General features: G+C 64.9%; 20 protein-coding genes. 12 read left to right on the top strand and 8 right to left on the bottom strand.

Annotated elements, in window-relative coordinates; all coding sequences use genetic code 11:
• Positions 1–7: 7 nt before the first annotated feature.
• The 3 genes from MYCSM_RS01480 to MYCSM_RS01470 are packed head-to-tail and all read right to left on the bottom strand — an operon-like array spanning position 8 to position 2,189.
• Positions 8–1,654 carry a S53 family peptidase gene (locus tag MYCSM_RS01480; RefSeq protein ID WP_015304348.1) on the bottom strand — a complete coding sequence of 549 codons (1,647 nt, stop codon included), beginning with the start codon at positions 1,652–1,654 and terminating at the stop codon, positions 8–10.
• On the bottom strand, positions 1,611–1,883 hold the full coding sequence (locus MYCSM_RS01475) for a hypothetical protein (RefSeq protein ID WP_015304347.1): 273 nt from the start codon (positions 1,881–1,883) through the stop codon (positions 1,611–1,613). The genes MYCSM_RS01480 and MYCSM_RS01475 overlap by 44 nt, the downstream gene beginning before the upstream one ends.
• Positions 1,884–1,892: 9 nt before the next feature.
• A complete protein-coding gene (locus tag MYCSM_RS01470) occupies positions 1,893–2,189 on the bottom strand; it encodes a hypothetical protein (RefSeq protein WP_015304346.1) in 297 nt (98 codons plus the stop codon).
• Positions 2,190–2,476: 287 nt separating this feature from the next.
• Here MYCSM_RS01470 and MYCSM_RS01465 point away from each other — a divergent pair, with 287 nt between their 5' ends.
• The 5 genes from MYCSM_RS01465 to MYCSM_RS01445 all read left to right on the top strand — a co-directional run bounded on the left by MYCSM_RS01465 (position 2,477) and on the right by MYCSM_RS01445 (position 8,272).
• Positions 2,477–4,126: an ABC transporter substrate-binding protein gene (locus MYCSM_RS01465; RefSeq protein ID WP_015304345.1), complete on the top strand. Its 1,650-nt coding sequence runs from the start codon at positions 2,477–2,479 to the stop codon at positions 4,124–4,126.
• A gap of 7 nt (positions 4,127–4,133) precedes the next feature.
• Positions 4,134–5,171 carry an ABC transporter permease gene (locus tag MYCSM_RS01460; protein WP_015304344.1) on the top strand — a complete coding sequence of 346 codons (1,038 nt, stop codon included), beginning with the start codon at positions 4,134–4,136 and terminating at the stop codon, positions 5,169–5,171.
• Positions 5,171–6,133, top strand: a complete 963-nt coding sequence (locus MYCSM_RS01455; RefSeq protein WP_015304343.1) for an ABC transporter permease — start codon at positions 5,171–5,173, stop codon at positions 6,131–6,133. Before MYCSM_RS01460 ends, MYCSM_RS01455 begins: the two co-directional genes overlap by 1 nt.
• A 139-nt stretch (positions 6,134–6,272) precedes the next feature.
• Positions 6,273–7,274: an ABC transporter ATP-binding protein gene (locus MYCSM_RS01450; RefSeq protein WP_015304342.1), complete on the top strand. Its 1,002-nt coding sequence runs from the start codon at positions 6,273–6,275 to the stop codon at positions 7,272–7,274.
• Entirely contained in the window at positions 7,271–8,272 is a 1,002-nt protein-coding gene (locus MYCSM_RS01445; protein ID WP_015304341.1) for an ABC transporter ATP-binding protein, read from the top strand. Before MYCSM_RS01450 ends, MYCSM_RS01445 begins: the two co-directional genes overlap by 4 nt.
• Here the strand turns inward: MYCSM_RS01445 and MYCSM_RS01440 are convergent.
• Positions 8,269–10,047 carry an Hsp70 family protein gene (locus tag MYCSM_RS01440; protein WP_015304340.1) on the bottom strand — a complete coding sequence of 593 codons (1,779 nt, stop codon included), beginning with the start codon at positions 10,045–10,047 and terminating at the stop codon, positions 8,269–8,271. The genes MYCSM_RS01445 and MYCSM_RS01440 overlap by 4 nt on opposite strands.
• Positions 10,048–10,386: 339 nt before the next feature.
• On the opposite strand from MYCSM_RS01440, the gene MYCSM_RS01435 reads away from it, so the two are divergent.
• Complete coding sequence (locus MYCSM_RS01435; RefSeq protein WP_041311168.1) at positions 10,387–11,892, top strand: FAD-dependent oxidoreductase; 1,506 nt, start codon at positions 10,387–10,389, stop codon at positions 11,890–11,892.
• Between the two features lie 10 nt (positions 11,893–11,902).
• The gene (locus MYCSM_RS01430; protein WP_015304338.1) at positions 11,903–12,361 is read left to right on the top strand and encodes a nuclear transport factor 2 family protein; all 459 of its coding nucleotides are present in this window, start codon (positions 11,903–11,905) and stop codon (positions 12,359–12,361) included.
• Positions 12,362–12,364: 3 nt separating this feature from the next.
• Here MYCSM_RS01430 and MYCSM_RS01425 read toward each other — a convergent pair whose 3' ends face one another.
• Positions 12,365–13,018, bottom strand: a complete 654-nt coding sequence (locus MYCSM_RS01425; protein WP_015304337.1) for a L,D-transpeptidase family protein — start codon at positions 13,016–13,018, stop codon at positions 12,365–12,367.
• Positions 13,019–13,104: 86 nt separating this feature from the next.
• On the opposite strand from MYCSM_RS01425, the gene MYCSM_RS01420 reads away from it, so the two are divergent.
• The gene (locus tag MYCSM_RS01420; RefSeq protein WP_015304336.1) at positions 13,105–14,598 is read left to right on the top strand and encodes a bifunctional phosphatase PAP2/diacylglycerol kinase family protein; all 1,494 of its coding nucleotides are present in this window, start codon (positions 13,105–13,107) and stop codon (positions 14,596–14,598) included.
• On the opposite strand, the gene MYCSM_RS01415 is transcribed toward MYCSM_RS01420, so the two are convergent.
• Positions 14,552–15,223, bottom strand: a complete 672-nt coding sequence (locus tag MYCSM_RS01415; RefSeq protein ID WP_015304335.1) for a phosphatase PAP2 family protein — start codon at positions 15,221–15,223, stop codon at positions 14,552–14,554. The two genes, MYCSM_RS01420 and MYCSM_RS01415, sit on opposite strands and share 47 nt — an antisense overlap.
• Positions 15,224–15,309: 86 nt before the next feature.
• Here MYCSM_RS01415 and MYCSM_RS01410 point away from each other — a divergent pair, with 86 nt between their 5' ends.
• Entirely contained in the window at positions 15,310–15,792 is a 483-nt protein-coding gene (locus MYCSM_RS01410) for a hypothetical protein (protein WP_015304334.1), read from the top strand.
• Positions 15,793–15,806: 14 nt separating this feature from the next.
• Here the strand turns inward: MYCSM_RS01410 and MYCSM_RS01405 are convergent, their stop codons facing one another.
• Positions 15,807–17,477 carry an HNH endonuclease signature motif containing protein gene (locus MYCSM_RS01405; protein ID WP_041311166.1) on the bottom strand — a complete coding sequence of 557 codons (1,671 nt, stop codon included), beginning with the start codon at positions 17,475–17,477 and terminating at the stop codon, positions 15,807–15,809.
• A 169-nt stretch (positions 17,478–17,646) separates the two neighbouring features.
• Between MYCSM_RS01405 and MYCSM_RS01400 the strand changes: the two genes are divergently transcribed.
• Together MYCSM_RS01400 and stf0 are read left to right on the top strand one after the other, a co-directional pair.
• Positions 17,647–19,017, top strand: a complete 1,371-nt coding sequence (locus MYCSM_RS01400; RefSeq protein WP_015304332.1) for a sulfatase family protein — start codon at positions 17,647–17,649, stop codon at positions 19,015–19,017.
• A gap of 66 nt (positions 19,018–19,083) precedes the next feature.
• The gene (stf0, locus tag MYCSM_RS01395) at positions 19,084–19,884 is read left to right on the top strand and encodes a trehalose 2-sulfotransferase (RefSeq protein ID WP_041312965.1); all 801 of its coding nucleotides are present in this window, start codon (positions 19,084–19,086) and stop codon (positions 19,882–19,884) included.
• Here the strand turns inward: stf0 and MYCSM_RS01390 are convergent.
• Positions 19,873–20,643: a trans-aconitate 2-methyltransferase gene (locus tag MYCSM_RS01390; RefSeq protein ID WP_015304330.1), complete on the bottom strand. Its 771-nt coding sequence runs from the start codon at positions 20,641–20,643 to the stop codon at positions 19,873–19,875. The two genes, stf0 and MYCSM_RS01390, sit on opposite strands and share 12 nt — an antisense overlap.
• Before the next feature lie 81 nt (positions 20,644–20,724).
• Between MYCSM_RS01390 and MYCSM_RS01385 the strand changes: the two genes are divergently transcribed.
• Positions 20,725–22,590: an ArnT family glycosyltransferase gene (locus tag MYCSM_RS01385; RefSeq protein ID WP_015304329.1), complete on the top strand. Its 1,866-nt coding sequence runs from the start codon at positions 20,725–20,727 to the stop codon at positions 22,588–22,590.
• Positions 22,591–22,596: the final 6 nt, after the last annotated feature.

Below are 22,596 nucleotides of genomic sequence, written 5' to 3'. Positions count from 1 at the left end.
CCGCCGGTCATCGCGGAGCACCGCCCCTCTGGATGTCCAACAGGTCGCGCACCAAGAAGTCCACGTTAGGGCTGCCGAGACCCGTCACCACGTCATAGCCGGGCTGCGAGGTATCGACCGCGTTCCCACCAAAGCTGATGTCGCGGAACGCGGGCCGATTCGCGCCTGCGGCAACGCGATACAGCAGCGGATTGATGTTGCCCAGCGGCTTTCCGCCGTGCACCAGTAAGTACTGATTCATCAGCACCGTGAGTGCGGCCCAGATCGGGGCTGCCTGCGATGTCCCCGCACCGACCGCGTCGTGCCCATTGAGCACGATCCTCACCCCGGTGAAGGGGTCGGCGACGGCCGCGACATCGGGCGCAAGCCGGCGATGCCTGACGTCGCGCGCTATCGACAGCGTGCTCTGCCAAGCGGGGCGCTCGAACAACGCCGACACTCCCCCGCTGGTGCCTTGCGACAACGGCGAGTCGACCCAGGCGCGCTCACTCATCCATCCGCCCTGGTCGTCGGTCGACAGCGTGGTGCCGCCGACCGAGGTCATCGCAGGCAGCGACGAAACCGCGTCCAGCCCAATGTCATCCGGCCCGGGCGGGGACGACCATTCGTCGCCGCCCTTACACTCCAGGCCCCCGGTGTCGCCGCTGGCATCGAACGCGGAGGTGCCGCGCTTCTGCGCCGCGGTCAGCGCCGCCTCGATCGGAGCCAGGTCGGCGGCACTCACCAAAGCGTCGCAGCCCCACCCAATCGAGAGGCTCCACACTGCACCCGGAAACTGTCGGTCCACCGATTCGAACAGTTGTCCGATCTTTTCGTAAGCGCCGTCTCCTTCGACGGTGGGCCGCGCGTTGACGACGACCTTCTGCGCATCGGGTGCAATCGCATGTGCGACTTCCAGATCCATCACGGTCTCCGCGCCGGACGGGCCCGGCTGACCACCGACCAAAACCGGTGTGAACCGCGGCAATCCCGACGAGTCAGCGAACTCGTCGAGGTCGCTCTGGTCATATCCGCTGAACTCGAAGAACACGATCGTCGTGCCTTTGCCCGTAATACCGGCGGCCGCCAGCGAATTACCGCTGTATGCCTCCAGCAGCGCCTTCGGGCCCAGTCCCCCATTGGGCACGTCGAGTGGGAGGAACCCTGGCTTCGCCTCATGGTGCGGTGTGTAACCCAGGATTCGGCCCAGCGCAGTGACGGAGACGCGAATGGGCGCCGGAACCGCGGGCTGTTGCGGCGACGCGTAGAACACCTGCCCCTTGCGGCCCTGGTAATCGTTGACCGGCACCTCGAACGCCGTTGCCACGTCCTGCGCGGCACCTTCGACGACAGCCCAGGTATCACCTGGCCGCCACCGCACCGACATGCGATGTGCGCCAGCCCATTCGATCAGCGTCTTCGGCCGTGCCGTGCCGGGCAGCGTCACCGTGATTTGCACATCACGGTCCCGGGATGGACCGAGATCCGTTGAGCTGGCGAGCAATAACGCCAGCGGACCGCCGATAACCGCGCGGTTGTCGGGCACCGACTCGGCACGCACCCCCGCGACGAGCAGGAGCGCACCCGCCGCGAGGATGGCCGGCAGCCGGTAATGCACCCGAATCTGCGGTTTACGGAACGCCGTTGATACCGGGGTGCTGGCCTGGCGGAACATTCGGCGCCGGGGTGGCCTGAACGGGCGGAGTGAACAGGTTGCCGCCGGTCGGGTTGATGCTCTTCTCGGTCGGCGCTGCCGACGGCGCGGTGGTCGTCGTCGTGGTGGTCGTCGTGGTTGCTGGCGCCTTTTCTTGCTTGGCACACGAGGCGGTCAGCGCACCCATCGCGATGATCGCTGATACGCCAGCAACGGCGGCGACGCGACGACCCAAGAGATGTGAATCCATGGTGCAGTCCTATCCGTTGTTGCGGTGAACGCCAGGAGGCTGAGTCGGGGCCGGCGGCGCATAGACCGGCGGAGTGAAGAGGTTGCCGCCGGTGGGATTGATGCTCTTCTCCGTCGGTGCCGCAGGCGGCGCGGCGGGAGACGTAGTGGTAGGCGAGGTGGTGGTCGTGGTTGTCGACGTCTCGGGCGCTTTCTGCTGTTCCTTTGCGCACGATGCCGTCACGCCGACCATCACGACGATCGCCGCACCTCCGGCAACAGCCATGACACGACGGACCAGGTGTGTTGACTCCATGTTGGTTCCCATCTATTGGCCTCGCGATTAGCCGATTTTTGGACAAGCGGAAACTGCGAGGAACGGCTGTAGCCCTGCGGCAGATAATGACACAGTTAACTTCACCCAGGCCGGAATCCCGAAAATTGACGTCAGTCTTCATATCTTGCGCCCGCAAACACAGCGACAAACCAAACACACAAGTGTGCGAAAACGGTCGAGTTGCCGTCCGGAAATTTTCCTTCAAGATGGCAACTCAACCGGGCAAAACGGCGTACAGCTTTAGGGGAGTCACCCCACAGCGAGCCACAGGGAGCGAGATGAACACACTGCGCAAGGTTGTCGCAATCTTCTGTATCACGCCGCTGGCAGCGTTCGGTGTCGCAGCGTGCGGCGGTAACAAAAGCGGCGGTGGCGGCGGTGGTGGTGGCGGCGACATCAACGTCGCGCTGACGTCTTTCCCTGATTACGTCGACCCGCAACTCTCCTACACGGTCGAGGGTTGGGAGGTGCTGTGGAACGTCTACACCCCGCTGCTGACGTACAAGCATGCCAAGGGCAAGGAAGGCACCCAGGTGGTGCCCGCGCTGGCCGAGAAGATGCCCGACATCTCGCCCGACGGCAAGACCTACAAACTCAAGCTTCGGCCGAACATGAAGTACTCGGACGGAACACCCATCAAGGCATCCGATTTCACGTACGGCATCCAGCGGCTGTTCAAAGCCGACTCCGGTGGCTCAGTGTTCTTCAAGGTCATCGTCGGCGCCACGGACTACGCGGACGGCAAGGCGAAGACGATCACCGGCATCAAGACCGACGACAACACCGGTGATATCAGCATCGAGCTGACCGAGCCGAATGGCACGTTCGAAAATGTGCTCGGGTTGATGTTCGCCGCGCCGGTGCCGCCGACCACCCCGCTGGACAAGGACGCCACCAACACCCCGCCGGCATCCAGCGGCCCGTTCATGATCAGCAAGGTGGAGGCGCCCCGCACCTTGACGTTGGAGCGCAACCCGAACTTCAAGACGGTCAAGGACGCCGGCGCCGATGAGGTGGCCGACGCGCGCGTCGACAAGATCACCATCACCGAGAACAAGAACAACAGCGCCCAGGTCACCGACATCGAGCAGAACAAGGTCGACTTCATGGTCGACCCGCCTGCATCGGACCGGTTGCAAGAGGTGAAGACGCGCTACGGCAATCGGTTCCGCATGGAGGACTCGATCAACACCTACTACTTCTTTATGAACAACCAGAAGCCGCCGTTCAACGATCTCAAGGTGCGCCAGGCGATCAACTATGCGGTCGATCCCGAGGCGCTGAACCGGATCTTCGGCGGCCGGATGCATCCCACCCAGCAGATCCTGCCGCCAGGAATGCCGGGCTACTCCGAGTACAAGCTCTACCCCGGCCCCGACATGAACAAGGCCAAACAGCTGATCGCAGAAGCGAATCCAGCGGACCGCGACATCACCGTGTGGACCGACGACGAACCGGACCGCAAGCGGATCGGCGAGTACTACCACGACTTGCTCACCCAACTCGGCTTCAATGCGACACTCAAAGTGATCGCGGGCGACGTCTACTGGACAACGATCGGCAACCAGTCGACACCCGACGTGGATACCGGATTCGCGGACTGGTTCCAGGACTTCCCGCACCCGGATGACTTCTTCCGGCCGTTACTGAACGGCAAGAACATCCTGCCGACCAACGGCAACAACTACTCCCGCGTCGACATCCCCGCCAACAACGCCAAACAGGACGAGTTGCTGACGAAGCTGATCGGCGACGGCGGCGTCGAAGAGCAGTACGCGGCCCTCGACAAGGCATACATGGAGCAAGCGGTGTGGGCACCGTACGGGAACGAGCAGTACACGACTTTCCTGTCCGAACGCATGGACTTCGACACGTCCTATCACCATCTGCTGTTCAATCAGGACTACACGTCGTTCAAGATCAAGTAGCGGCGCGATGGTCGTCCCCGTCGGCGAACTGGAGGTCCCAGGAGAACCGCCACTTCCCACCGGTGTGCCCGCATCGCAGATCCAGGGCCGTAGCCCCTGGTATCTGGCGTGGCTCCGGTTGCGGCGCAACAAAATAGCGCTGTTGTGCGCCGGTGTGTTCGTCTTCATTGTGCTGTTCTGTCTTGCGGCGCCGCTCTGGGCCGAACACATCGCACACACCGGGCCGAATGAAAACCACATCACCGAGAAGGTGGTGATCGACGGGCAACCGACGAATGTGGTTGGGCCCGACGGCACCCCGATCGGGCCGGGGTTGCACGGGCAGTACCTGCTCGGCGCGGACCAGAACGGCCGCGATGTGATGGTTCGGCTGATGTACGGCGGGCGCACGTCGATCTACATTGGCCTGGCGGCGGCCGCCGTCACCACCTTGCTCTCCGTGATCGTCGCACTGCTCGCCGGTTACTACCGCGGCTGGATCGACTCGGTGCTGTCGCGGATCATGGACGTGATCTGGGCGTTCCCGGTGCTGCTCCTCGGCATCGCGTTGGGCACCGCGCTGGCCATCGGCGGTCTCAAGATCGGACCTTTCGCGATCGCGGGCGACTCGATCTGGATTCCGATCATGATCATCGGCTTCGTTTATGTGCCGTACATGGCCAGACCGATCAGGGGCGAAATCCTGGCACTGCGGGAGAAGGAATTCATCGAGGCCGCCATCGCGCAAGGCAAGGGACCGTTGCGGATCATGTTCTCCGAGCTGCTGCCGAACATCATCTCCACGATCATCGTGTTCTTCACGCTGAACATCGCCAACAACATGCTGCTCGAATCGGCACTGTCGTTCCTCGGCGCCGGTGTCCGCCCACCCAACGCGTCGTGGGGCACCATGATCGCCGACGGCTACGAAATGATCTACACCGCACCACATCTGACGATCGTGCCCGGCCTGATGATCATCGCGACAGTGCTGTCCTTGAACGTCTTCGGTGACGGCCTGCGCGACGCACTCGACCCACGCGCGAAGATCCGGTTGGAGCACTGATGGCCAGATTCATCGTGCGGCGTCTTCTAGGCATGATCGCAGTGCTGTTCGCGATCTCGGTGATCGTGTTCTTGATCTTCAACGTCATCCCGAACTCCGACCCCGCTGCGCGGATCGCGGGCAAGAACGCCGACCCAGCGCTGATTGCCAGGGTCAGCGCGGATCTCGGGCTGGATCAGCCGCTGCCTGTGCAGTACCTGACGATGATGAAGCAGATCTTCACCGGCCAACTCATGTCGTATGCGAAGGACCGCAACGTCGTGCAGCAGATCTGGGAAGGGGTGCCCGCCACGTTCTCGTTGTGCATCGGGGCCGCGGTGATCTGGATGGCACTGGCGGTGCTGTTCGGGTACATGAGTGCGATCCACGCGGGGAAGTTCACCGACCGCGCGCTGACAATCCTTTCGCTGGTGGGTATTTCGATGCCGGTGTTCTGGCTGGCCGCGATCCTGCTGTACTTCCTCACATTCAAAATCCAGCTCTTCCCAACGGGCAGTTACGTGCCGCTCACCGAGGATCCGGTGGGTTGGGCGTCCCACCTGATCCTGCCGTGGTTCACGCTCGCTGTGCTCTTCGTCGGGTTCTACAGCCGAATGCTGCGCTCCAACATGCTCGACGCGATGAACGAAGACTACGTGCGAACCGCGCGGGCCAAGGGGCTGTCCGAACGTCAGGTGCGAATCCGCCACGTGCTTCGCAACTCGATGATCCCGATCGTCACGTTGTTCGGTCTCGACTTCGGCCAGGTGGTCGGGGGCGGCGCCATCCTCACCGAAACGGTCTACAACCTCAACGGGGTGGGACTGTATGCGGGGGAGGCGATCCGCAGCCTTGACCTGCCGCCGCTGATCGGTGTCACACTGTTCGGCGCGTTCTTCATCGTGCTGTTCAACACAATCGTTGACTTCGCGTATGCAGTGCTGGATCCACGGATCCGGCTCGGTGAGGCGGCACCGGCATGAGCACCCGAAGACGACCGCGAGTGAGGATCGCAGCGAGGAACGAGCGAGGACCGGAGCGAGCGCGAGTCGAGGCAAAGAGCGAAACTTGCGAGCGAATCATCGGCTCAGAATGTGGCGCCCTCGCCTGCGAGGTCGCCATATGAGCACCCTCCTCAAAGTCGACGACCTACGGGTCAGCTTCGCCACCGAAGACGGCGTCGTGCAGGCCGTAAGCGGAGTCTCATTCGAGCTGCGCGCCGGCGAGGTGCTAGCCATCGTTGGCGAATCCGGCTCGGGCAAAAGCGTTACCGCGCAGACGATCACCGGGCTGACCCGCGCTCCCAACGCCAGGATCACCGGGTCGGTCGGCTACCGGGATCGCGAACTCAATGGCCTCGACGACGATCAGCTGCGGAATGTCCGCGGCGAGCAGATCGCCATGGTGTTCCAAGACCCGATGTCCTCACTGAACCCCGTCTATCGCGTCGGCGATCAGATCGCGGAGATGATCCGGGCTCACCGTGACGTGTCGAAGCGCGAGGCGGCCGACCGGGCCGTCGAACTGCTCCGCTCGGTCGGCATTCCCAACCCGGAGCGACGAGTACGCCACTACCCGCACGAGTTCTCAGGCGGCATGCGGCAGCGCGTGATGATCGCGATGGCGCTCGCGCTGGAACCCGAGGTGCTGATCGCCGACGAGCCGACCACCGCGCTCGACGTCACCGTGCAGGCTCAAATCCTGCGGCTCATCGAGCAACTCAACCGCGACCGCGACCTAGCGGTCATTCTGATCACCCACGACCTGGGCGTGGTCGCCGAGGTCGCCGATCGGGTGCTTGTCATGTACGCCGGCCAGATCGTCGAGAATGCGACGCTGGACGAGATCTTTTACGACCCGCAGCACCCGTACACCTGGGGTCTGCTCGGCTCGCTGATGCGGCTCGACCAATCGCGCAGCACCCGCCTCGCGCAGATCCCCGGACAGCCGCCGTCCCTGCTGGCGCCGCCATCCGGCTGCCGGTTCGCGCCGCGTTGCCCGCATGCATTCGACAAATGCGACGAGCCACCACCGCTCGAGCCGCGCGTCGGCGGCGCGCATTTGGACCGTTGCTGGCTCGACCCAGAAGAAAAGAAATCCCGTCGGGCACAGGTGATTCCGTGAAGGGCGATCCGCTGCTGGAAGTCACCGACCTCGTAAAGCATTTCCCGATCAAGTCGGGGGTGGTGGTCGACCGCGAAGTCGCAAGGGTGCGTGCGGTGGACGGAGTAAGCCTCACGTTGCACGAAGGCGAAACATTGGGCCTCGTCGGCGAATCCGGTTGCGGCAAATCGACTTTGTGCCGTGCGATCCTGCAACTGACCCAGCCGACGTCCGGATCAGTGAAGTTCCTCGGCGAGGAGTTGGTTGGCCGCTCACACCGCGACCTGCGTCCGCTGCGCCGGCAGATGCAGATGATCTTTCAGGACCCGTTCGCGTCGCTGAATCCACGCAAGCGTGTCGGCCAGATCGTCGGCGATCCGCTGGAGCTACACGGGTTGGCCAGGGGCGGCGAACTGAAGCGTCGTGTCCAGGAGCTACTGGACCGGGTGGGCCTGTCGCCCGAGCACTACAACCGCTACCCACACGAGTTCTCCGGCGGGCAACGGCAGCGCATCGGTATCGCCAGGGCGCTGGCGCTGCAGCCGAAGTTCATCGTCGCCGACGAACCGGTGTCCGCGCTCGATGTGTCGGTGCAGGCGCAGATCATCAACCTGCTCAAGGAACTTCAGGACGAGTTCGGCCTGTCGTATCTGTTCGTGGCGCACGACCTCGGGGTAGTGCGCCACGTATCGGATCGAGTCGCGGTGATGTATCTCGGCAAGGTTGTCGAGAATTCGGACACCGAAGACCTGTACCGCAAGCCGATTCACCCTTATACGAACGCGCTGCTGTCAGCGGTGCCGATTCCCGATCCGAAACGCAACGCCGCACGGGAACGGCTGGTGTTGCAGGGCGACGTGCCGAGTCCCATCGACCCACCGCCGGGATGCAGCTTCCACACCCGATGCCCGTGGGCCACCGAGGTCTGCACCACCGACGAGCCCGCCTTGCTCGAGCACGCGGTGGCACACGAGGCCGCCTGCCATCACCCGCGAAACGTCGAGCAGGCCACCGTCTAAGGCACCTGCTGCGGCTGCGGGTACTGGTACTGCGGCTCGTATTGCGGCGCCTGATTCTGCGGCGCAGGTACCTGAATCGGAATGGGTACCGGCACGAACGGCACGTTGATGTACGTCGTGGTCATCGTCGGTGTCGTCGTGGTCGTCGTGGTCGTGGTGGTTGTCGTCGGCGTCGTGGTGGTCGTCGTTGTGGTTGTGGTCGTCGTCGTGGTGGGCTGAGTCGTGGTCGTCGTCACGATGTGGGTGGTGGTCGGCGGCGGAACGTACGTTGTCGTGGGCGGCGGTGGCGGCGCCTCGCTGGTGACAGTGACGGTCTCGACGGGAGCCGGCGTGGCCGGCGGCGGTGCTGGGCTTGTCGGTGGCAGCGGCGGTGCCGAGGTCGCCGTCTTGATCGGCTCGGTCGCCTTGGTGCTGTCGGTGGCGCTCGTGAGCGCGATCGCGACGCCGCCGACAGCGACCACCGCAACCACCGCAGCGATCCCTAATACCAACTGCGGCAACCGATTCCATGTCGAACGCGGCTCCTCGATCGGCTCCGTCGGCGGAACGTACTGCACCTGCGGGCGGGCCGACGTCACATCGGTGGCGTAGATGTCGCCGGTGTACGGCACGACGTCGTCGGTGTCGTCGTCCTGGGACCAGGCGAGGGCGCGGAACGTCGCCGAATCCGGCGAGCTGACGGGATCGACAACGGGGATCGGCTGGACTGGCGGCACCGGCACCGGTGCGAGCCCGGTCTGTGCCTCGGCTTCCGCACCGTAGGCGGCGTACAACGCCGCCCCCACCGCTGCGTCAAGCGCCGGCTGCGGCGTCGTCACCACTGGCGCCTGCGAGTGCTCGGAGAGCTGCTGAGTGATAAGCGGGATGCTGGCACCCCCGCCGATGGTGACCACCGCGGAGACATTCGACCAGCTAATCCTGTTGCGCTCCAAGGCTTTTTCCAGGGCAGCGAGCACGCCACCGAGTGGCTGCGCAATCAGGTTCTCGAGCTCGGCGCGGGTGACCCGGATTCCCGCGCGGTAGCCGGGCAGCTCGGCGATCAGCTCGGTGGTGGTCTCGGCCGACAGCCGCTCCTTGGCGTTGCGGCACTCCTCGCGCAGCCTGGTCAGTGAACCGACCGCGGTGGTGCCGGCAGGGTCAACACCACCGGCGTTGGCAATGCCGTCTAGGACGTGGTTCAGCAAGGCCTGGTCGATCAGGTCTCCGGAGAACTCGGTGTAGCGGGTGGTGTCCTCCATCGGCTCGAAGCGCGCTGCGGCGTCGGCGAGCGTGATGCTGGTGCCGCCGCCGCCGAAGTCCAGCAGCGCGACCACGCCGTGTGGATCAAGGCCGGGGTTGGCGTGCAGCGCGGTGAGTGAGGCGACGGCGTCGGAGACAAGCCGGACCGGTGTCCCATTGGGCGCGAGGCTCGACTTGGCGCGCATCGCGTTGCGCAGTGCCCACAGCGTCGATGTACCCCAGTGCGCGGGAACGGCGATTGCGGTTTGAGGCGAGGGCTGCCCGCCGGAGGCGTAGACCATCGCCTCAAGGGCGTCGGCGAGCAGGCGGTCGGCGTGATGCGATGACCCGTCGGGGGCCACCAGCGGGACCGGGTCGCCGACACGATCGACGAATCCGCTCAGCACGACGCCGTCGGTGTGCGCAGAAGGCACGCCGACGTCAGGCGCGGCGTGGCCGAACAGGGTCAACACCGAGCGCCGGATCAGCGGTTGATTGCCGACTCGCGCCGCGACCAGGTTGGTCGTCCCGATCGACAACCCCAACGGGTCGCTCATAACGGACCTCACGATAGCGGGCCGATGTAACCAATTCCGTTAGACACTCCGCTTTTTGGACACCATTGGCAGCGGGTTGGACTCAACCACATAGCTGGGACACAGATTTCAGTGTCGCGGTGTTACGCGTCACCACCTTGGCGCGCTGCGCAGCAACAACATTCATCAGGACAGCCGGACTCGGGTTGACCGACCTAGGAGCCGCGACCATCGCATCGGAGTAGGTAGGTGAATTCCCGAGCTACCACTGGTGCCCCGATATTGACGACGACGACCACGGCGGCGACTACTGGGGTCAACCAGGGTTTCGTCCGTGCCCGCCTGGGTACAGCCAAGGCCATGACATCACTGTGGCTCGCCGACCGAATCGACCGGCCGCTACCGCCGAACCCGCTGGTCGAGGCTGACCGGTCGGCAGACGTCGCGGTGGTCGGCGCCGGCCTGACCGGGTTGATCACTGCGGTACTCCTGGCCCGGGCCGGCAAGGACGTTCTCGTGCTGGAGGCACATTCGGCAGGGGCCGGGGCAACCGGCAACACGACCGCGAAGATCAGCTTGCTGCAGGGCACGAAGATGTCGAAGATCGTCGGCAAGCACGGCACGAAGACGGCCGAGCAGTACGTGCAGGGCAATCGCGAAGGCCAGGAGTGGTTGCTCCACCACTGTGAGGCGCACGGCATATCTGTACAGCGTGAGGACGCCTACACATACGCACAGTCCGACAATGGTGTTGGGACCGCGCGCGCCGAACTGGAGGCGTGTCAAGCCGCGGGGCTCGACGTCGAATGGGTGGACGACGCCGACGTCCCGTTCCCCTATCACGGTGGCGTGCGACTTGCCGATCAGGCGCAGTTCGATCCGATGCCACTGCTGGACAGTTTGATCGTCGAGCTCGACGAGCATGGCGGCCGATTGGCGCAAAGCGTTCGCGTGCAAAGTGTTTCGGGTAGCGGCGACAAGTTGGCCCTACATGTTCGCACCACGAGTGGTGACGAGTTCGACGTTCACGCCGCGCAATGCGTACTGGCGACCGGCATTCCGATCCTCGATCGAGGGGGCTTCTTCGCTCGGTTGAAGCCCAGCCGTTCCTACTGCATGGCGTACAAGGTGCCCGGCAACATCACCCGCGGCATGTACTTGTCCGCCGAATCGCCAACTCGCTCAGTGCGTTACGCGCCGACGGCCGACGGTGACCGGCTTCTGGTCGGTGGCGCCGGACACCCAGTGGGCCGCGAGAAGAGCCCGGCATGCTCGGTGCAGGAGCTAGATTCGTGGGCCAAACTGCATTACCCGGGCGCAATGCAAACCCACTACTGGTCGGCGCAGGACTACACGCCTGCCGACGAGTTGCCGTACGTCGGCCCTATCCTGCCGGGCAACGACAAGATCTTCGTCGCAACGGGTTTCGACAAATGGGGCATGACAAACGGCACCGCCGCCGCACTGGCGCTGTCGAGCCGGATCCTCGGGGGGCGGATGGATTGGGCGAACGCATTTGCCAGTTGGAGTCCGCACGAGCTGTCGGGCATCCCGAAGGCGTTGCAGGCCAACCTCGAAGTTGGGTTCAATTTGGCCAAGGGATGGATCACGCCGGTGACCCGGATCGGCAACCGCACACCGGAAAGCGGTGGCGTGGTCAGCGGCCCGCCGTGGGACTTGGAGGCCCGCAGCGTCGTCGACGGTGTCGAGCATCGGGTGTCGCCGGTGTGCCCGCACCTCGGCGGAATCGTCAACTGGAACGACGCCGACGAATCGTGGGAGTGCCCATTGCACGGCTCACGGTTCGCGCCCGACGGCACGCTGCTCGAAGGCCCGGCCACGCGAGGCCTGACTGCAGCGCAGTAGCCTGTCGCCCATGGGCGACATCGACGAGATCCAGCAAGTCAAATACCGGTACCTTCGTGCCCTCGACACCAAGCACTGGGACGACTTCGCCAACACGCTGACCGAAGATGTGGTCGGTCGGTACGGCGAATCGATCGGTGAGGAGCACCACTTCACCAACCGCGACGAGCTGGTCTCGTTCATGCGATCGTCACTCGGCCCTGAAATCCTCACAGAGCACCGCGTCACCCATCCCGAGATCATCGTCGACGGCGACGAAGCGACGGCAATCTGGTACCTGCAGGATCGGGTGATCGCACCGGACTTCAACTTCATGCTTATCGGTGCGGGCTTCTACCACGACCGCTACCGTCGCACGGCCGAGGGCTGGAAGATCAGCGAGACCGGCTACGACCGTACCTACGACGCATCGATGTCGACCGAGAACCTCAACTTCAAGGTGAAAGCCGGTCGGGCCCTTAATATTTGATGACTATTTGGTGATAGCGATCAGCGCACCCGGCTGCAGCCAGCGCATGATCTCCACCAAGGTGTCGTCATCGATGGCCACACATCCCGCGGTCGGGCCGCCGTCGGTGGTGTGAAGGAAGAACGCGCCGCCGTTGCCTGGCACCCTGACCTTGTTCACGCCCATCACGACCGCATGTGCGTACTGCGGGATGACGAGGTTCTCGGTGCCGCTGTCCGGCGACGTATCGAACGGGCATTGCGCTTTTTTGCAGACCTGCATGGTGTTGTAGGTAGGACTTTTCATATCGCCGTCCCACCAATGGTCCTGGCCTACTTGGACATACTGGAGGCCGCCGCCGGGGTTCGGGGCGGTGCCGAAGGCGAAGTCGAGGGTGTAAATGCCAAGCGGGGTCGCCATGTTGCCGTCGTGGGTCTCGGCGGCGAAGCCATTGGCGCCGACGTGAGCGGGGATGCCTGCGCGGATGGCTTCCCATCCCGCGGGCCCGCGTTGGAAGACGTCCATCTTCGCCGACGAACCACCCGCTCCCACAACGGAAACCACCTGTGTGGCATTGCCGACCTGACGGGCGAACCACGGTGTGAACTCCGCGTGCGCGACAGGCGCCACAGTCAGATAGGCGGCTGCAGCGCACAGCAGAGCTAACAGTCGGCGCACGCACTCATCGTCAGGGGTGTCACAGCTGGGGTCAAGTAAAGGTTCAGAAACGATTGAGGATCGGTGGATCGGGCAAAGTAGACGGCATGAAACTGCAGTCCCTGCTGGGGCGCCGGCGGGGCATCCGGCAGATCGGCGAAGGCCTCGGGACCCTGGACCGCGAGGTGTTCGAGGCCATCGCGGAGTCACCCAGCCCCCTGCTGGACGCCACCATGCCCCGGCTGACCTGGGCCGCTGACCATTCGAAGCTGTGGTTCGTCATCGCCGCCCTGCTCGGCGCGCTCGGCGGTCCATCCGCGCGCCGCGGGGCGACTCGCGGCGTCGCGAGCCTGGCGGTGACCAGCCTGGTCACGAATCAAGTCGCCAAGAGGGTGTGGGTGCGGCCCAGGCCGAACCGTTTGACCGTGCCGATCGCACGCCGCGGACACCGGTCACCGACATCGAACTCGCTGCCGTCCGGCCACTCGGCCAGCGCCGCAGCGTTCGCGGTCGGCGTCGGGCTGGAGAGCCCGCCGCTGGGCTTGGGACTGGCGCTGTTGGCCGGCTTGGTCGGCCTGTCGCGAGTGGCGACAGGGGCGCACTATCCCGGCGATGTGTTCGCGGGTTTCGGCATCGGTGCCGGCGTCGCGGTGCTCGGCGGGCGCGTGGTGCCACCAGTCGTGGTGACCAAGATTCCGACGGCGGATCCGCTGCGGGTGGACACCCCGGAACGGCCCGAGGGTGCGGGCGTCGTGTTGGTGGTGAACCCGGCATCGGGAGGCGGGACGGGTGCACGCGTCGTCGCCGAGACCCGAGACTCGTTGCCGCAGGCCGAGATTGTCGAACTCAGTGAGGACGACGATGTCGAGGACGTGTTGCGCAAGGCGGCCGAGCGCGCAGAAGTGCTCGCGGTCGGTGGCGGTGACGGAACCGTCTCGTGCGCGGCGAGCGTGGCATTGGAAGCCGGTATCCCGCTGGCGGTCTTCCCGGGCGGCACGTTCAATCATTTCGCGAAGGACATCGGTTGCGACACCGTCGCGAAGACCATCGACGCGGTGCAGCGCGGCAGCGTGGGCTGTGTGGACCTGGTTTGCCTCAACGAGGGGCACATGGTGATCAATACCGCCAGCATCGGCGCGTACCCGACGTTCGTGCAGACCCGCGAGCGCCTCGAGCACAAGATCGGCAAGCCGCTGGCGGGCCTGTACGCGATGTTCCACACGCTGCGTCACGACGAGCCGGTGCGGATCGCGTACGACAACAAGGACTTGCAAACCTCATTGTTCTTCGTCGGCAACTCGACATATCTGCCGTCGGGATTCGCGCCGTCGCGGCGCACGCGCATGGACGATGGCCTGCTCGACGTCCGGATTCTGGAGACGGGGCGGCGGTTCAGCAGGACTCGGATCGTTGCCGCGCTGGCGCTGGGCCGCCTGGAGCGCAGCCCGCTATATCACGAGTTGCGGGTGCCCGAGTTCAGCTTCAAAGCCGTGGACGGGCCGACGGTGCTGGCCCACGACGGCGAAATCGGCTCGGAGGTCACCGAGGCCACGTTCAGCGTGCAGTACCGAGCGCTGCCGGTTTTTCGTCCGCTACCGTGACCGGCCGCACCGGCGGGACCATCAGCAGACACGCGACGAAATACGCGTAGCCGAACGCCCATCCGGCGATCACGTCCGTTGGGTAGTGCACGTTGAGCACCACGCGGCCGGCGCCGATCGCGATCACCACCAATGCGCCCAGCGCGATCAGCCAACCCCGCAGTTGGCGGCGCACGACCGGAAGCACAACGGTCAGCAGCGCTAGCACCGCGACCATCACACCCAGCGCGTGTCCAGACGGAAACGAGCTCGATGGCGCGGTGACCAACGCGGTCACCGGACGTGGCCGACTGGCGGCGTATTTGGCGACCTCGGTGATGATTCCGGCCAGCTCGACAGTGATCACCAGAAACATCGCGACGCGCAGATTGCGGCGCACCACCGCGAAGACGATCACGACCAGGGTCAACAGACGAAACGTGGTCGGCCCGAGCACTGTGCAGAACGCGTTCCACGCGGTCACCCAGCCCGGGTGATCGACGGCGTAGCGATGCCCTACGTCCAGCAAGGACGAGTCAACCGTCGCCAGCCAGTTCCAGTTTGAGGCGTAGCCGATCCACATCAGCGCGAACACCGCGACAGCCAGTGCTGCCGACGCGATCAGCCAGGTCTTCCGCGGTGTCACGCCTTCAGTTCGGCGCCGTGTCACCCCTCCAGCTGTACCACCTGGATTTCCCTCGAAGCTGCGAGGGCCCGTTAGGGTTACTGCATATGGCCGTCTTTCTACGAAAGCTGCTAGGAATCGGCAAGCTCCCTCCCCAGTTGCGCGCCGAGGTCGAGGCGGAGGGCATCCTGCACCTCTCCGAATACGTTTCTGTCACGCGACGGTTCAGCGGGCGGGTCCCTGGCATGCGCTCTGCGGGCAGCATTTCGAGCTACGTCGGCTCGCTGGTGCTGACCAATCAGCGGGTGCTCGGCACGTTGTCGTCGGTGCCAAAGCTGGCCGGGCGCACCATCGATGCCCCGTGGGACGCGCCGCAGGACGGGACCGTCAAGGCCGAACTCTCGGCGACCGGCCTCACGCTCGACGTCAACGTCGCCGAGGTAGATCCCCGCTGCGAGGGCCAACTTTTGCTGCACTACAAAGAGACGCTGCCCGAGGATCTGCTTGTGCGGCTGCCCCGTCGAACCCTGGCGTTCGATGTGCCGCCGGAGTATGTATTCCGCGCGGTCGGTGTGCCGTACCACCCGTAGCTTGGCGAAAAGCATTAGAACGGTGGCGGTTTGTTGCGTTCGGCGACGTACTCGTCGTTGAGTCTGCGTTCGGCGTCGATGCGGCGGGCGAGCTTCTCGGCTCGGATGCGTTTCCGTTTGGGCATCATGAGCCCGCGGTTGTTTTTCGGGTTCACTGTCGGCTCGTGTCCGGGCGCCCAGAGAGTGCCGGTGGGTCGGCACAGCGTTGGAAACAGCAAGACGCTGCCGGGTTTGGTGGTGTAGGTGTGCCCGGTCGGTGAGGTCAAGATGAGGGTGCCGTCGGGCAGCTGCTGCTCGCGCCACCCGCCGACCCCGCAATAGAAGGTTTTCAGCAGATGGTGAAAGCGGCAGTAACACTTGAGGTTTGACGCGTGCGTCCGCCCTATTGGGTAGGGCACGGTGTGGTCCAAGTCGCAGCCGTCGGCGGGTTTGTCGCAGCCCGGCCAGCGGCAGGTCAAATCTCGACAGCGCACGAAATCAGCCAACGCCCGCGATGGGGTGTAGCGCGGTTCTGGTGGCGCGTCGCCCGGATGGCGGATTTCACGCACCGTGGCGCGCTCCAGCAGTGGCGCAAGAAGCTGGGTGGGCAGCACCCCGCCGCCGAGTACAAATGCTGGCCGCGTCGAGCAGGAAGCAGCGGCGGCCGGTGCCGGACAGAAAGCGGGCAGTGCCGGGCAGAAAGCGGGCGGCAGCGCGGCACGCTCGGAAAGTCGGGTGGGTCCCGCCGCGGGCACCGGATCGTCGACCTCAGGTTCCTTGGCCGATGGCAACTCGTCGCCGTCAGACGCGCCGTCGTGGATGTCAGGCTCAGCATCGGCCCTGGTGGCCAACCCTGCAGCCTCTGCGCGGGCCGCATCGACGGTGGCCGCCTCGGCGACGACGTGGATGACCGCTGTGGCCGGCGGGGTGGCGTCGCGTTGTGCGGCCTGACAGTCGGTGTTCTCGCACTGACACGCCAACTGCTGGATGCCGGCACTTATCGCGGTCAGCGCCTCGCTGCGCCGCTCACCCAGCGTGCGGGGATCGTCCTCACACACCGAGCGGGCCATCTGCTCCACCCGCTGTTTGACGACCTCACTGTCGGCCGCCGACAACAGCGCCCACATGCTGGTATATCCCGCCTCATCCGACGGCGAACCAAACCGCACATCGCGCTGGCAGGTCATCTCGCGGGAACGACGCAACGCGCCAGGATCTACCCAAGCCACGATGGCGTCGATGGCCTGCTCGGTCTTGCGTACCGACAACGGACCCCAGGTCATCACCTGATCGGCCAACAACGCATCCACTTGCTTGATCGCTTCGGCATCGGTGACCAGCAAGGTGCGGTATTCGATCGCGCGCACCAGGGGCTCACTAATCAAGCCGGCCTCAAACAATGCGGCAACTTGGGGCAGCCGATCGGCCAGCACCACGCCGCGATGGGCCTGCGCCAGCGCCATCCAGGTGCTGACGTTTTGGGCTGCAGCCAACTCCGCACCCACGGCGGCTTCCGGGTCGACCCACCAATCCTCACGCTCCCCGGCTGACAACCCGGTGCGCCGGGTGAACAACTCGGCCATCACCGCCAGCTTGCGCGCGCACGCTGCGTTCTCTGTCCTGGCCCAGCCAGCGGCAGCATCGACCAGCGCCGCGTCATCCAACGCGGACAGGTCAATAACTTCCGGCAACGAACCATCGAACATATGAGCGAAGTTACCCACCCCCAAAGACTCCGGGCCCGCGAAACCTCGCCACCAAGCCCAACCTGTGGATGAATTCGGCATTGGGGATAACTTCGTCAATGAGCCAAAGGGTTGCCGAATACCGACATGCACTGTTCGGTGGACCGACGACAGAAGGAGGACCAACCGAGTGAATGCGCGACGAGACAACGTGCTGCTGGTGCATTGGCACGACCTCGGCCGCTACCTCGGCGCCTACGGCCACACCGACGTCGAAAGCCCGCGGCTCGATCGGCTCGCCGCGGAGGGCATCGTCTTCACCCGCGCCCACGCCACCGCGCCGCTGTGCTCGCCGTCGCGCGGCTCGCTGTTCACCGGTCGCTACCCGCAGAGCAATGGCCTTGTCGGCCTTGCTCATCACGGCTGGGAGTACCACGCAGGCGTTCGTACCCTTCCCCACATCCTTGCTGAATCTGGTTGGCATACAGCGTTATTCGGCATGCAGCATGAAACGTCTTACCCTGTGAAGCTGGGCTACGACGAGTTCGACGTGTCCAACTCCTATTGCGAGTACGTCGTCGAGCACGCCACCCGCTGGCTCGCCGAGCCTCCCGAGCGGCCGTTCCTGCTCACCGCGGGGTTCTTCGAGACACATCGCCCGTATCCGCGTGACCGCTACGATCCCGCGGACGCCGATGACGTCGTAGTGCCCGATTATCTGCCGGACAACGCCGACATCCGCGAAGACCTTGCCGAGTTCTACGGCTCGATCGCCGTTGCGGACGCCGCAGTGGGCCAGCTCCTCGACATGCTGGACCACACTGGCCTCGCCGACACGACCTGGGTGGTTTTCATGACCGACCACGGTCCGGCGTTGCCACGCGCCAAGTCGACGCTGTATGACGCGGGCACCGGAATCGCGCTGATCGTGCGGCCTCCGCGGGCCACCGGCATCGAGCCCCAGGTGTATGACGAGCTGTTCAGCGGCGTCGACCTGCTGCCGACCCTGCTCGACCTCCTCGGCCTCGACATACCTCCCGACGTCGAAGGCTTGTCGCACGCAGACGGCCTGCGAACCCCGGCCAACCACCCGGTGCGGACCGAGGTCTACACCACGAAGACGTACCACGATTCCTTCGACCCGATCCGGGCCATCCGGACGAAGGAATACAGCTACATCGAGAATTACGCCACCCGCCCGCTGCTCGACCTGCCATGGGATATCGCGGACAGCGCTCCCGGCCGAGCGATGGAGCCGCTCGTGCAATCGCAGCGGCCCGCGCGCGAGCTCTACGATCTCGTCGAGGATCCGACGGAGTCACGCAATCTGTTGGCCGCCGACGTCACCGACAAGTCCGAAGCGATCGCCAACGATCTCGCGCTGCTCCTCGACGACTGGCGCCACAAGACCAACGACGTCATCCCATCCGAGTTTGCGGGCACGCGAATTGCCGAGCGCTACACCGAAACGTACCTACGCATTCATGGCCCACAGATCACCAGCCGATCGGCGATTGCGGCAGAGCGAGGCGTCGAAGAGAACCACGGTTCCGGGAAATAGATTTACTCACTGTGATCGCAATGATCGCGCGTGCCAAGCGAATTGAATGCGATTATGCTCTCGCGCATGTCACCCGCGACGGCCTACCTGGTGCTCGCTTCGCAGCGCAGTGGCAGCACGCTGCTCGTCGAATCGCTGCGCGCCACCGGTGTGGCAGGAGAGCCTGGGGAGTTCTTCCAATATCTGCCGACGACAAGCCAATCCCCGCAGCCGAGGCAATGGTTCGAGGGTGTCGACGACCACTCGATCCTCCGGCTGCTCGATCCGCTCGACGAAGGCAAGCCCGACCTAGCGCCGCCCGAGATCTGGCGTGACTACATCCGTACTGTCGGCCGCACTCCGAACGGCATCTGGGGCGGCAAGCTGATGTGGAACCAGACGCCGTTGCTCCTGCAGCGCGCGGCGGGACTACCCGACCGGTCGGGTGATGGCCTGCTTTCGGCCATCCGCGACATCATCGGCAGCGACCCGGTTCTCATCTATGTTCACCGTCCTGACGTTGTCTCCCAAGCCGTTTCGTTTTGGCGGGCGGTGCAGACCCGCGTCTGGCGCGGCAGACCCGATCCCGTACGCGACTCCCGCGCCGAGTATCACGCGGCGGCAATCGCACACATCGTCACGATGCTGCGCGAACAGGAGAAAGGCTGGCGGGCCTGGTTCGACGAGGAGAACCTCACGCCGATCGAGATCGCATATCCCGTGCTCTGGCGCAACCTCACCCAGATCGTCAGCACCGTGCTCGAGGCAATAGGACAAGATCCCCGACTCGCACCGGCGCCCGTGCTGGAACGCCAAGCCGACCAACGCTCCGACGAATGGGTGGACCGCTACCGGGCCGAGGCCGACAAGCTCGGGTTACCCACCTGACCCAACCTGTGCCACCACGAAGATCCGACGGAATGGGAAGAACGTCTTGCCATCGGCCCGTGCCGGGTAGGCCGCGTCGAGCATCGGAATCAACTCCTGCTGGAACTCCTGCCACTCTTCGTCGTTGAGCCGGCTCTTCACTGGGGTGAGCGCGGTGCCGGTGATCCACTCCAGCACCGGATTCTCACCGCTGAGTTCGTGGATGTAGGTGGTCTCCCATGCATCGACGGCACAACCCGCGTCACTGAGCAGCCCGGCATATCCCGACGGGTCGTCTACCTGGCCCTCCCGAAACGGGAAGTCCCGCAACGCTTCTGCCCACTGATCACGACGTGCGAGCTCACGCACGGCCGCATGCGACAGCGCATCGAAGTTGCCGGGCACCTGCATGGCGATCCACGAGCCGGCCGCGAGTTCACCGGCCCACCGAACCAGCAACTCAGCGTGTTCCGGCACCCAGTGCAGGGTGGCGTTGCTCACCACCACATCGGTGTCCGGCCGCGGTGTCCACTCCCGTACGTCGCCGACGTGAGCGTCGACGCCGCGCTCGCGTGCCGCCTTGACCATCTCCTGCGAGCTGTCCCACGCCTCAACGACGGCGTCCGGCCACCGCTGCGCCAGCGTCGCGGTCAGATTGCCGGGCCCGCAGCCGAGATCGACTACCCGCCTGGGAGCCTGAGCGTTGACCCGCGAGAGCAGGTCGAAGAACGGGCGGCCGCGATGGTCGGCGAATGTCAGGTAGACGTCGGGATTCCACATGCGGCCAGTGTGGCATCCACTCAACTCACAGCCGGTTGGCAGCCGTGCCACAGGAGTGCGGCTGGTAATTACCGGCACCGTATGCGTGTGACTGCCCTTGTCGACCAACCGGTCTCCACGGAGACCGTCGTGCCAGTGCGCAGGCCCAGCAAGTCGCGGTGGGCGCTGGTCGCGCTGCTGGGCGCGACGGCCGTGCTGTATCTGTGGCGCCTTTCGGCCAGCGGCTACGGCAACACCTTCTATGCCGCAGCCTCGCAGGCTGGTTCGCAGAGTTGGTCGGCGTGGTTCTTCGGCTCCGTTGACCCGCAGAACTTCATCACGGTTGACAAGCCGCCCGCCTCGCTGTGGGTCAGTGGCCTTTCGGTGCGGCTGTTCGGGATGCACAGCTGGTCGGTCATGGCGCCGCAGGCGTTGATGGGCGTGGCGGCCGTCGCCGTGCTGTATTCCGCAGTGCGACGCGCGTTTCCCGACCCCAACCAGGGGGCGGCCGCGGGATTGCTTGCCGGCGCGACGCTAGCGGCGACGCCCGCCGCCGCGTTGATGTTCCGGTTCAACAACCCCGACGCGCTGCTGGTGCTGCTGTTGACCGTCGCCGCATACTGCCTGACGCGTGCGACGTTGACCGCGTCGTGGCGCTGGCTGACGCTCGTCGGCGCCGTCATGGGTATCGCATTTCTGACGAAGATGCTGCAGGGGTTCCTCGTGCTGCCCGGCTTCGGTGTCGCGTATCTGCTTGTGGCGCCTACGACTTGGGGCAAGCGCGCGCTTCATCTCCTCGGGGCGGCGGTGGCGTTGATCGTTGCGGCCGGCTGGTGGGTGCTGGCCGTGCAGCTGACCCCGGCGAGCGCGCGGCCATACATCGGCGGTTCGACGGACAACACGGTGCTCGATCTGGCGTTGGGCTACAACGGGATCAATCGCCTGCTCGGCCACCACCCAGAGGGAAAGCCGCTCGGCGACTGGGGCAGTTCGAGCGTGCCGATGCTCGGCGGGCATACCGGAGCGCACCGGCTGTTCACGGGCGAGATGGCCAACGAGATCTCATGGCTGTTCGCGACGGCGTTGTTCGTCGTCGCACTTGGCACGTATCTAGCGGCGCGGCGGGCGTTGAGCCGTGGCGAGTTGTGTGCGTTGCTGACGTGGGGCGGCTGGTTGTTGGTCACCGGCGTGGTGTTCAGCTTCATGGGCGGAATGATCCATCCGTACTACACGGTCGCGCTGGCGCCCGCGGTTGCCGCACTGGTGAGCATGGGCGCGGTGTGGGCGTGGCAGCGAAGACTACTGAGGGACGGCCGATGCGCACTGGCCGCACTGATCGTGCTCTCCGCGGCGCCCTCCGCATTCTTACTGCACCGCAACGCCTTTGGCCCAGGATGGCTACCGTTGCTGATCGTTGCCGTCGCCGTGGTGAGCGCAGTTGGTGTACTGTTGCCGCGTCCACCAGTTCTCGCGTTGGTGGCCGGGTGTGCGGCCGGTCTGACAGGGACCGTCGCGTTTTCCATCGCGACGGCCGCCACCCCGCATCATGGAACGATGCCCACAGCGGCCAGGACGTCTCAGGTATCAGGCTCCTGGATCAACGACGAGGCCACCAATGCTCAACTCGCAGCCATGCTGGCATCGACGCACACGCAATGGTCGGCCGCAACGAACGGTTCGCAGTCGGCGGCCGCTCTCGAAATCGCCTCTGGCACATCGGTGATGGCCGTCGGAGGCTGGAGCGGCGACCCGGTACCGACGGTTCAACAGTTCATCGACGACGTCCACGCGGGCAAGATCTCGTACTACGTCGAGGCCGGCCGCGGGCCGAATTCACCAGGCGCCCACGGTGAGGTCATCCGCAGCACGCAGCACACCGTGTCGCATACCCGCGAGATTTCGGATTGGGTAGCGGCGCACTATCCCGGCACATTCATCGGCGGATCAACGGTCTACCGGTTGAACTGAGCGCTA

The organism is Mycobacterium sp. JS623, from assembly GCF_000328565.1.
Classification (GTDB): domain Bacteria; phylum Actinomycetota; class Actinomycetes; order Mycobacteriales; family Mycobacteriaceae; genus Mycobacterium.
This window is presented reverse-complemented; position numbering and strand designations above follow the sequence as displayed.

Excerpts from the sequence above, each read along its gene's own strand:
- MYCSM_RS01480 (WP_015304348.1), bottom strand. The coding sequence starts at position 1,654 with ATGTTCCGCCAGGCCAGCACCCCGGTATCAACGGCGTTCCGTAAACCG.
- MYCSM_RS01475 (WP_015304347.1), bottom strand. The coding sequence starts at position 1,883 with ATGGATTCACATCTCTTGGGTCGTCGCGTCGCCGCCGTTGCTGGCGTA.
- MYCSM_RS01470 (WP_015304346.1), bottom strand. The coding sequence starts at position 2,189 with ATGGGAACCAACATGGAGTCAACACACCTGGTCCGTCGTGTCATGGCT.
- MYCSM_RS01465 (WP_015304345.1), top strand. The coding sequence starts at position 2,477 with ATGAACACACTGCGCAAGGTTGTCGCAATCTTCTGTATCACGCCGCTG.
- MYCSM_RS01460 (WP_015304344.1), top strand. The coding sequence starts at position 4,134 with ATGGTCGTCCCCGTCGGCGAACTGGAGGTCCCAGGAGAACCGCCACTT.
- MYCSM_RS01455 (WP_015304343.1), top strand. The coding sequence starts at position 5,171 with ATGGCCAGATTCATCGTGCGGCGTCTTCTAGGCATGATCGCAGTGCTG.
- MYCSM_RS01450 (WP_015304342.1), top strand. The coding sequence starts at position 6,273 with ATGAGCACCCTCCTCAAAGTCGACGACCTACGGGTCAGCTTCGCCACC.
- MYCSM_RS01440 (WP_015304340.1), bottom strand. The coding sequence starts at position 10,047 with ATGAGCGACCCGTTGGGGTTGTCGATCGGGACGACCAACCTGGTCGCG.
- MYCSM_RS01435 (WP_041311168.1), top strand. The coding sequence starts at position 10,387 with ATGACATCACTGTGGCTCGCCGACCGAATCGACCGGCCGCTACCGCCG.
- MYCSM_RS01430 (WP_015304338.1), top strand. The coding sequence starts at position 11,903 with ATGGGCGACATCGACGAGATCCAGCAAGTCAAATACCGGTACCTTCGT.
- MYCSM_RS01420 (WP_015304336.1), top strand. The coding sequence starts at position 13,105 with ATGAAACTGCAGTCCCTGCTGGGGCGCCGGCGGGGCATCCGGCAGATC.
- MYCSM_RS01410 (WP_015304334.1), top strand. The coding sequence starts at position 15,310 with ATGGCCGTCTTTCTACGAAAGCTGCTAGGAATCGGCAAGCTCCCTCCC.
- MYCSM_RS01405 (WP_041311166.1), bottom strand. The coding sequence starts at position 17,477 with ATGTTCGATGGTTCGTTGCCGGAAGTTATTGACCTGTCCGCGTTGGAT.
- stf0 (WP_041312965.1), top strand. The coding sequence starts at position 19,084 with ATGTCACCCGCGACGGCCTACCTGGTGCTCGCTTCGCAGCGCAGTGGC.
- MYCSM_RS01390 (WP_015304330.1), bottom strand. The coding sequence starts at position 20,643 with ATGTGGAATCCCGACGTCTACCTGACATTCGCCGACCATCGCGGCCGC.
- MYCSM_RS01385 (WP_015304329.1), top strand. The coding sequence starts at position 20,725 with ATGCGTGTGACTGCCCTTGTCGACCAACCGGTCTCCACGGAGACCGTC.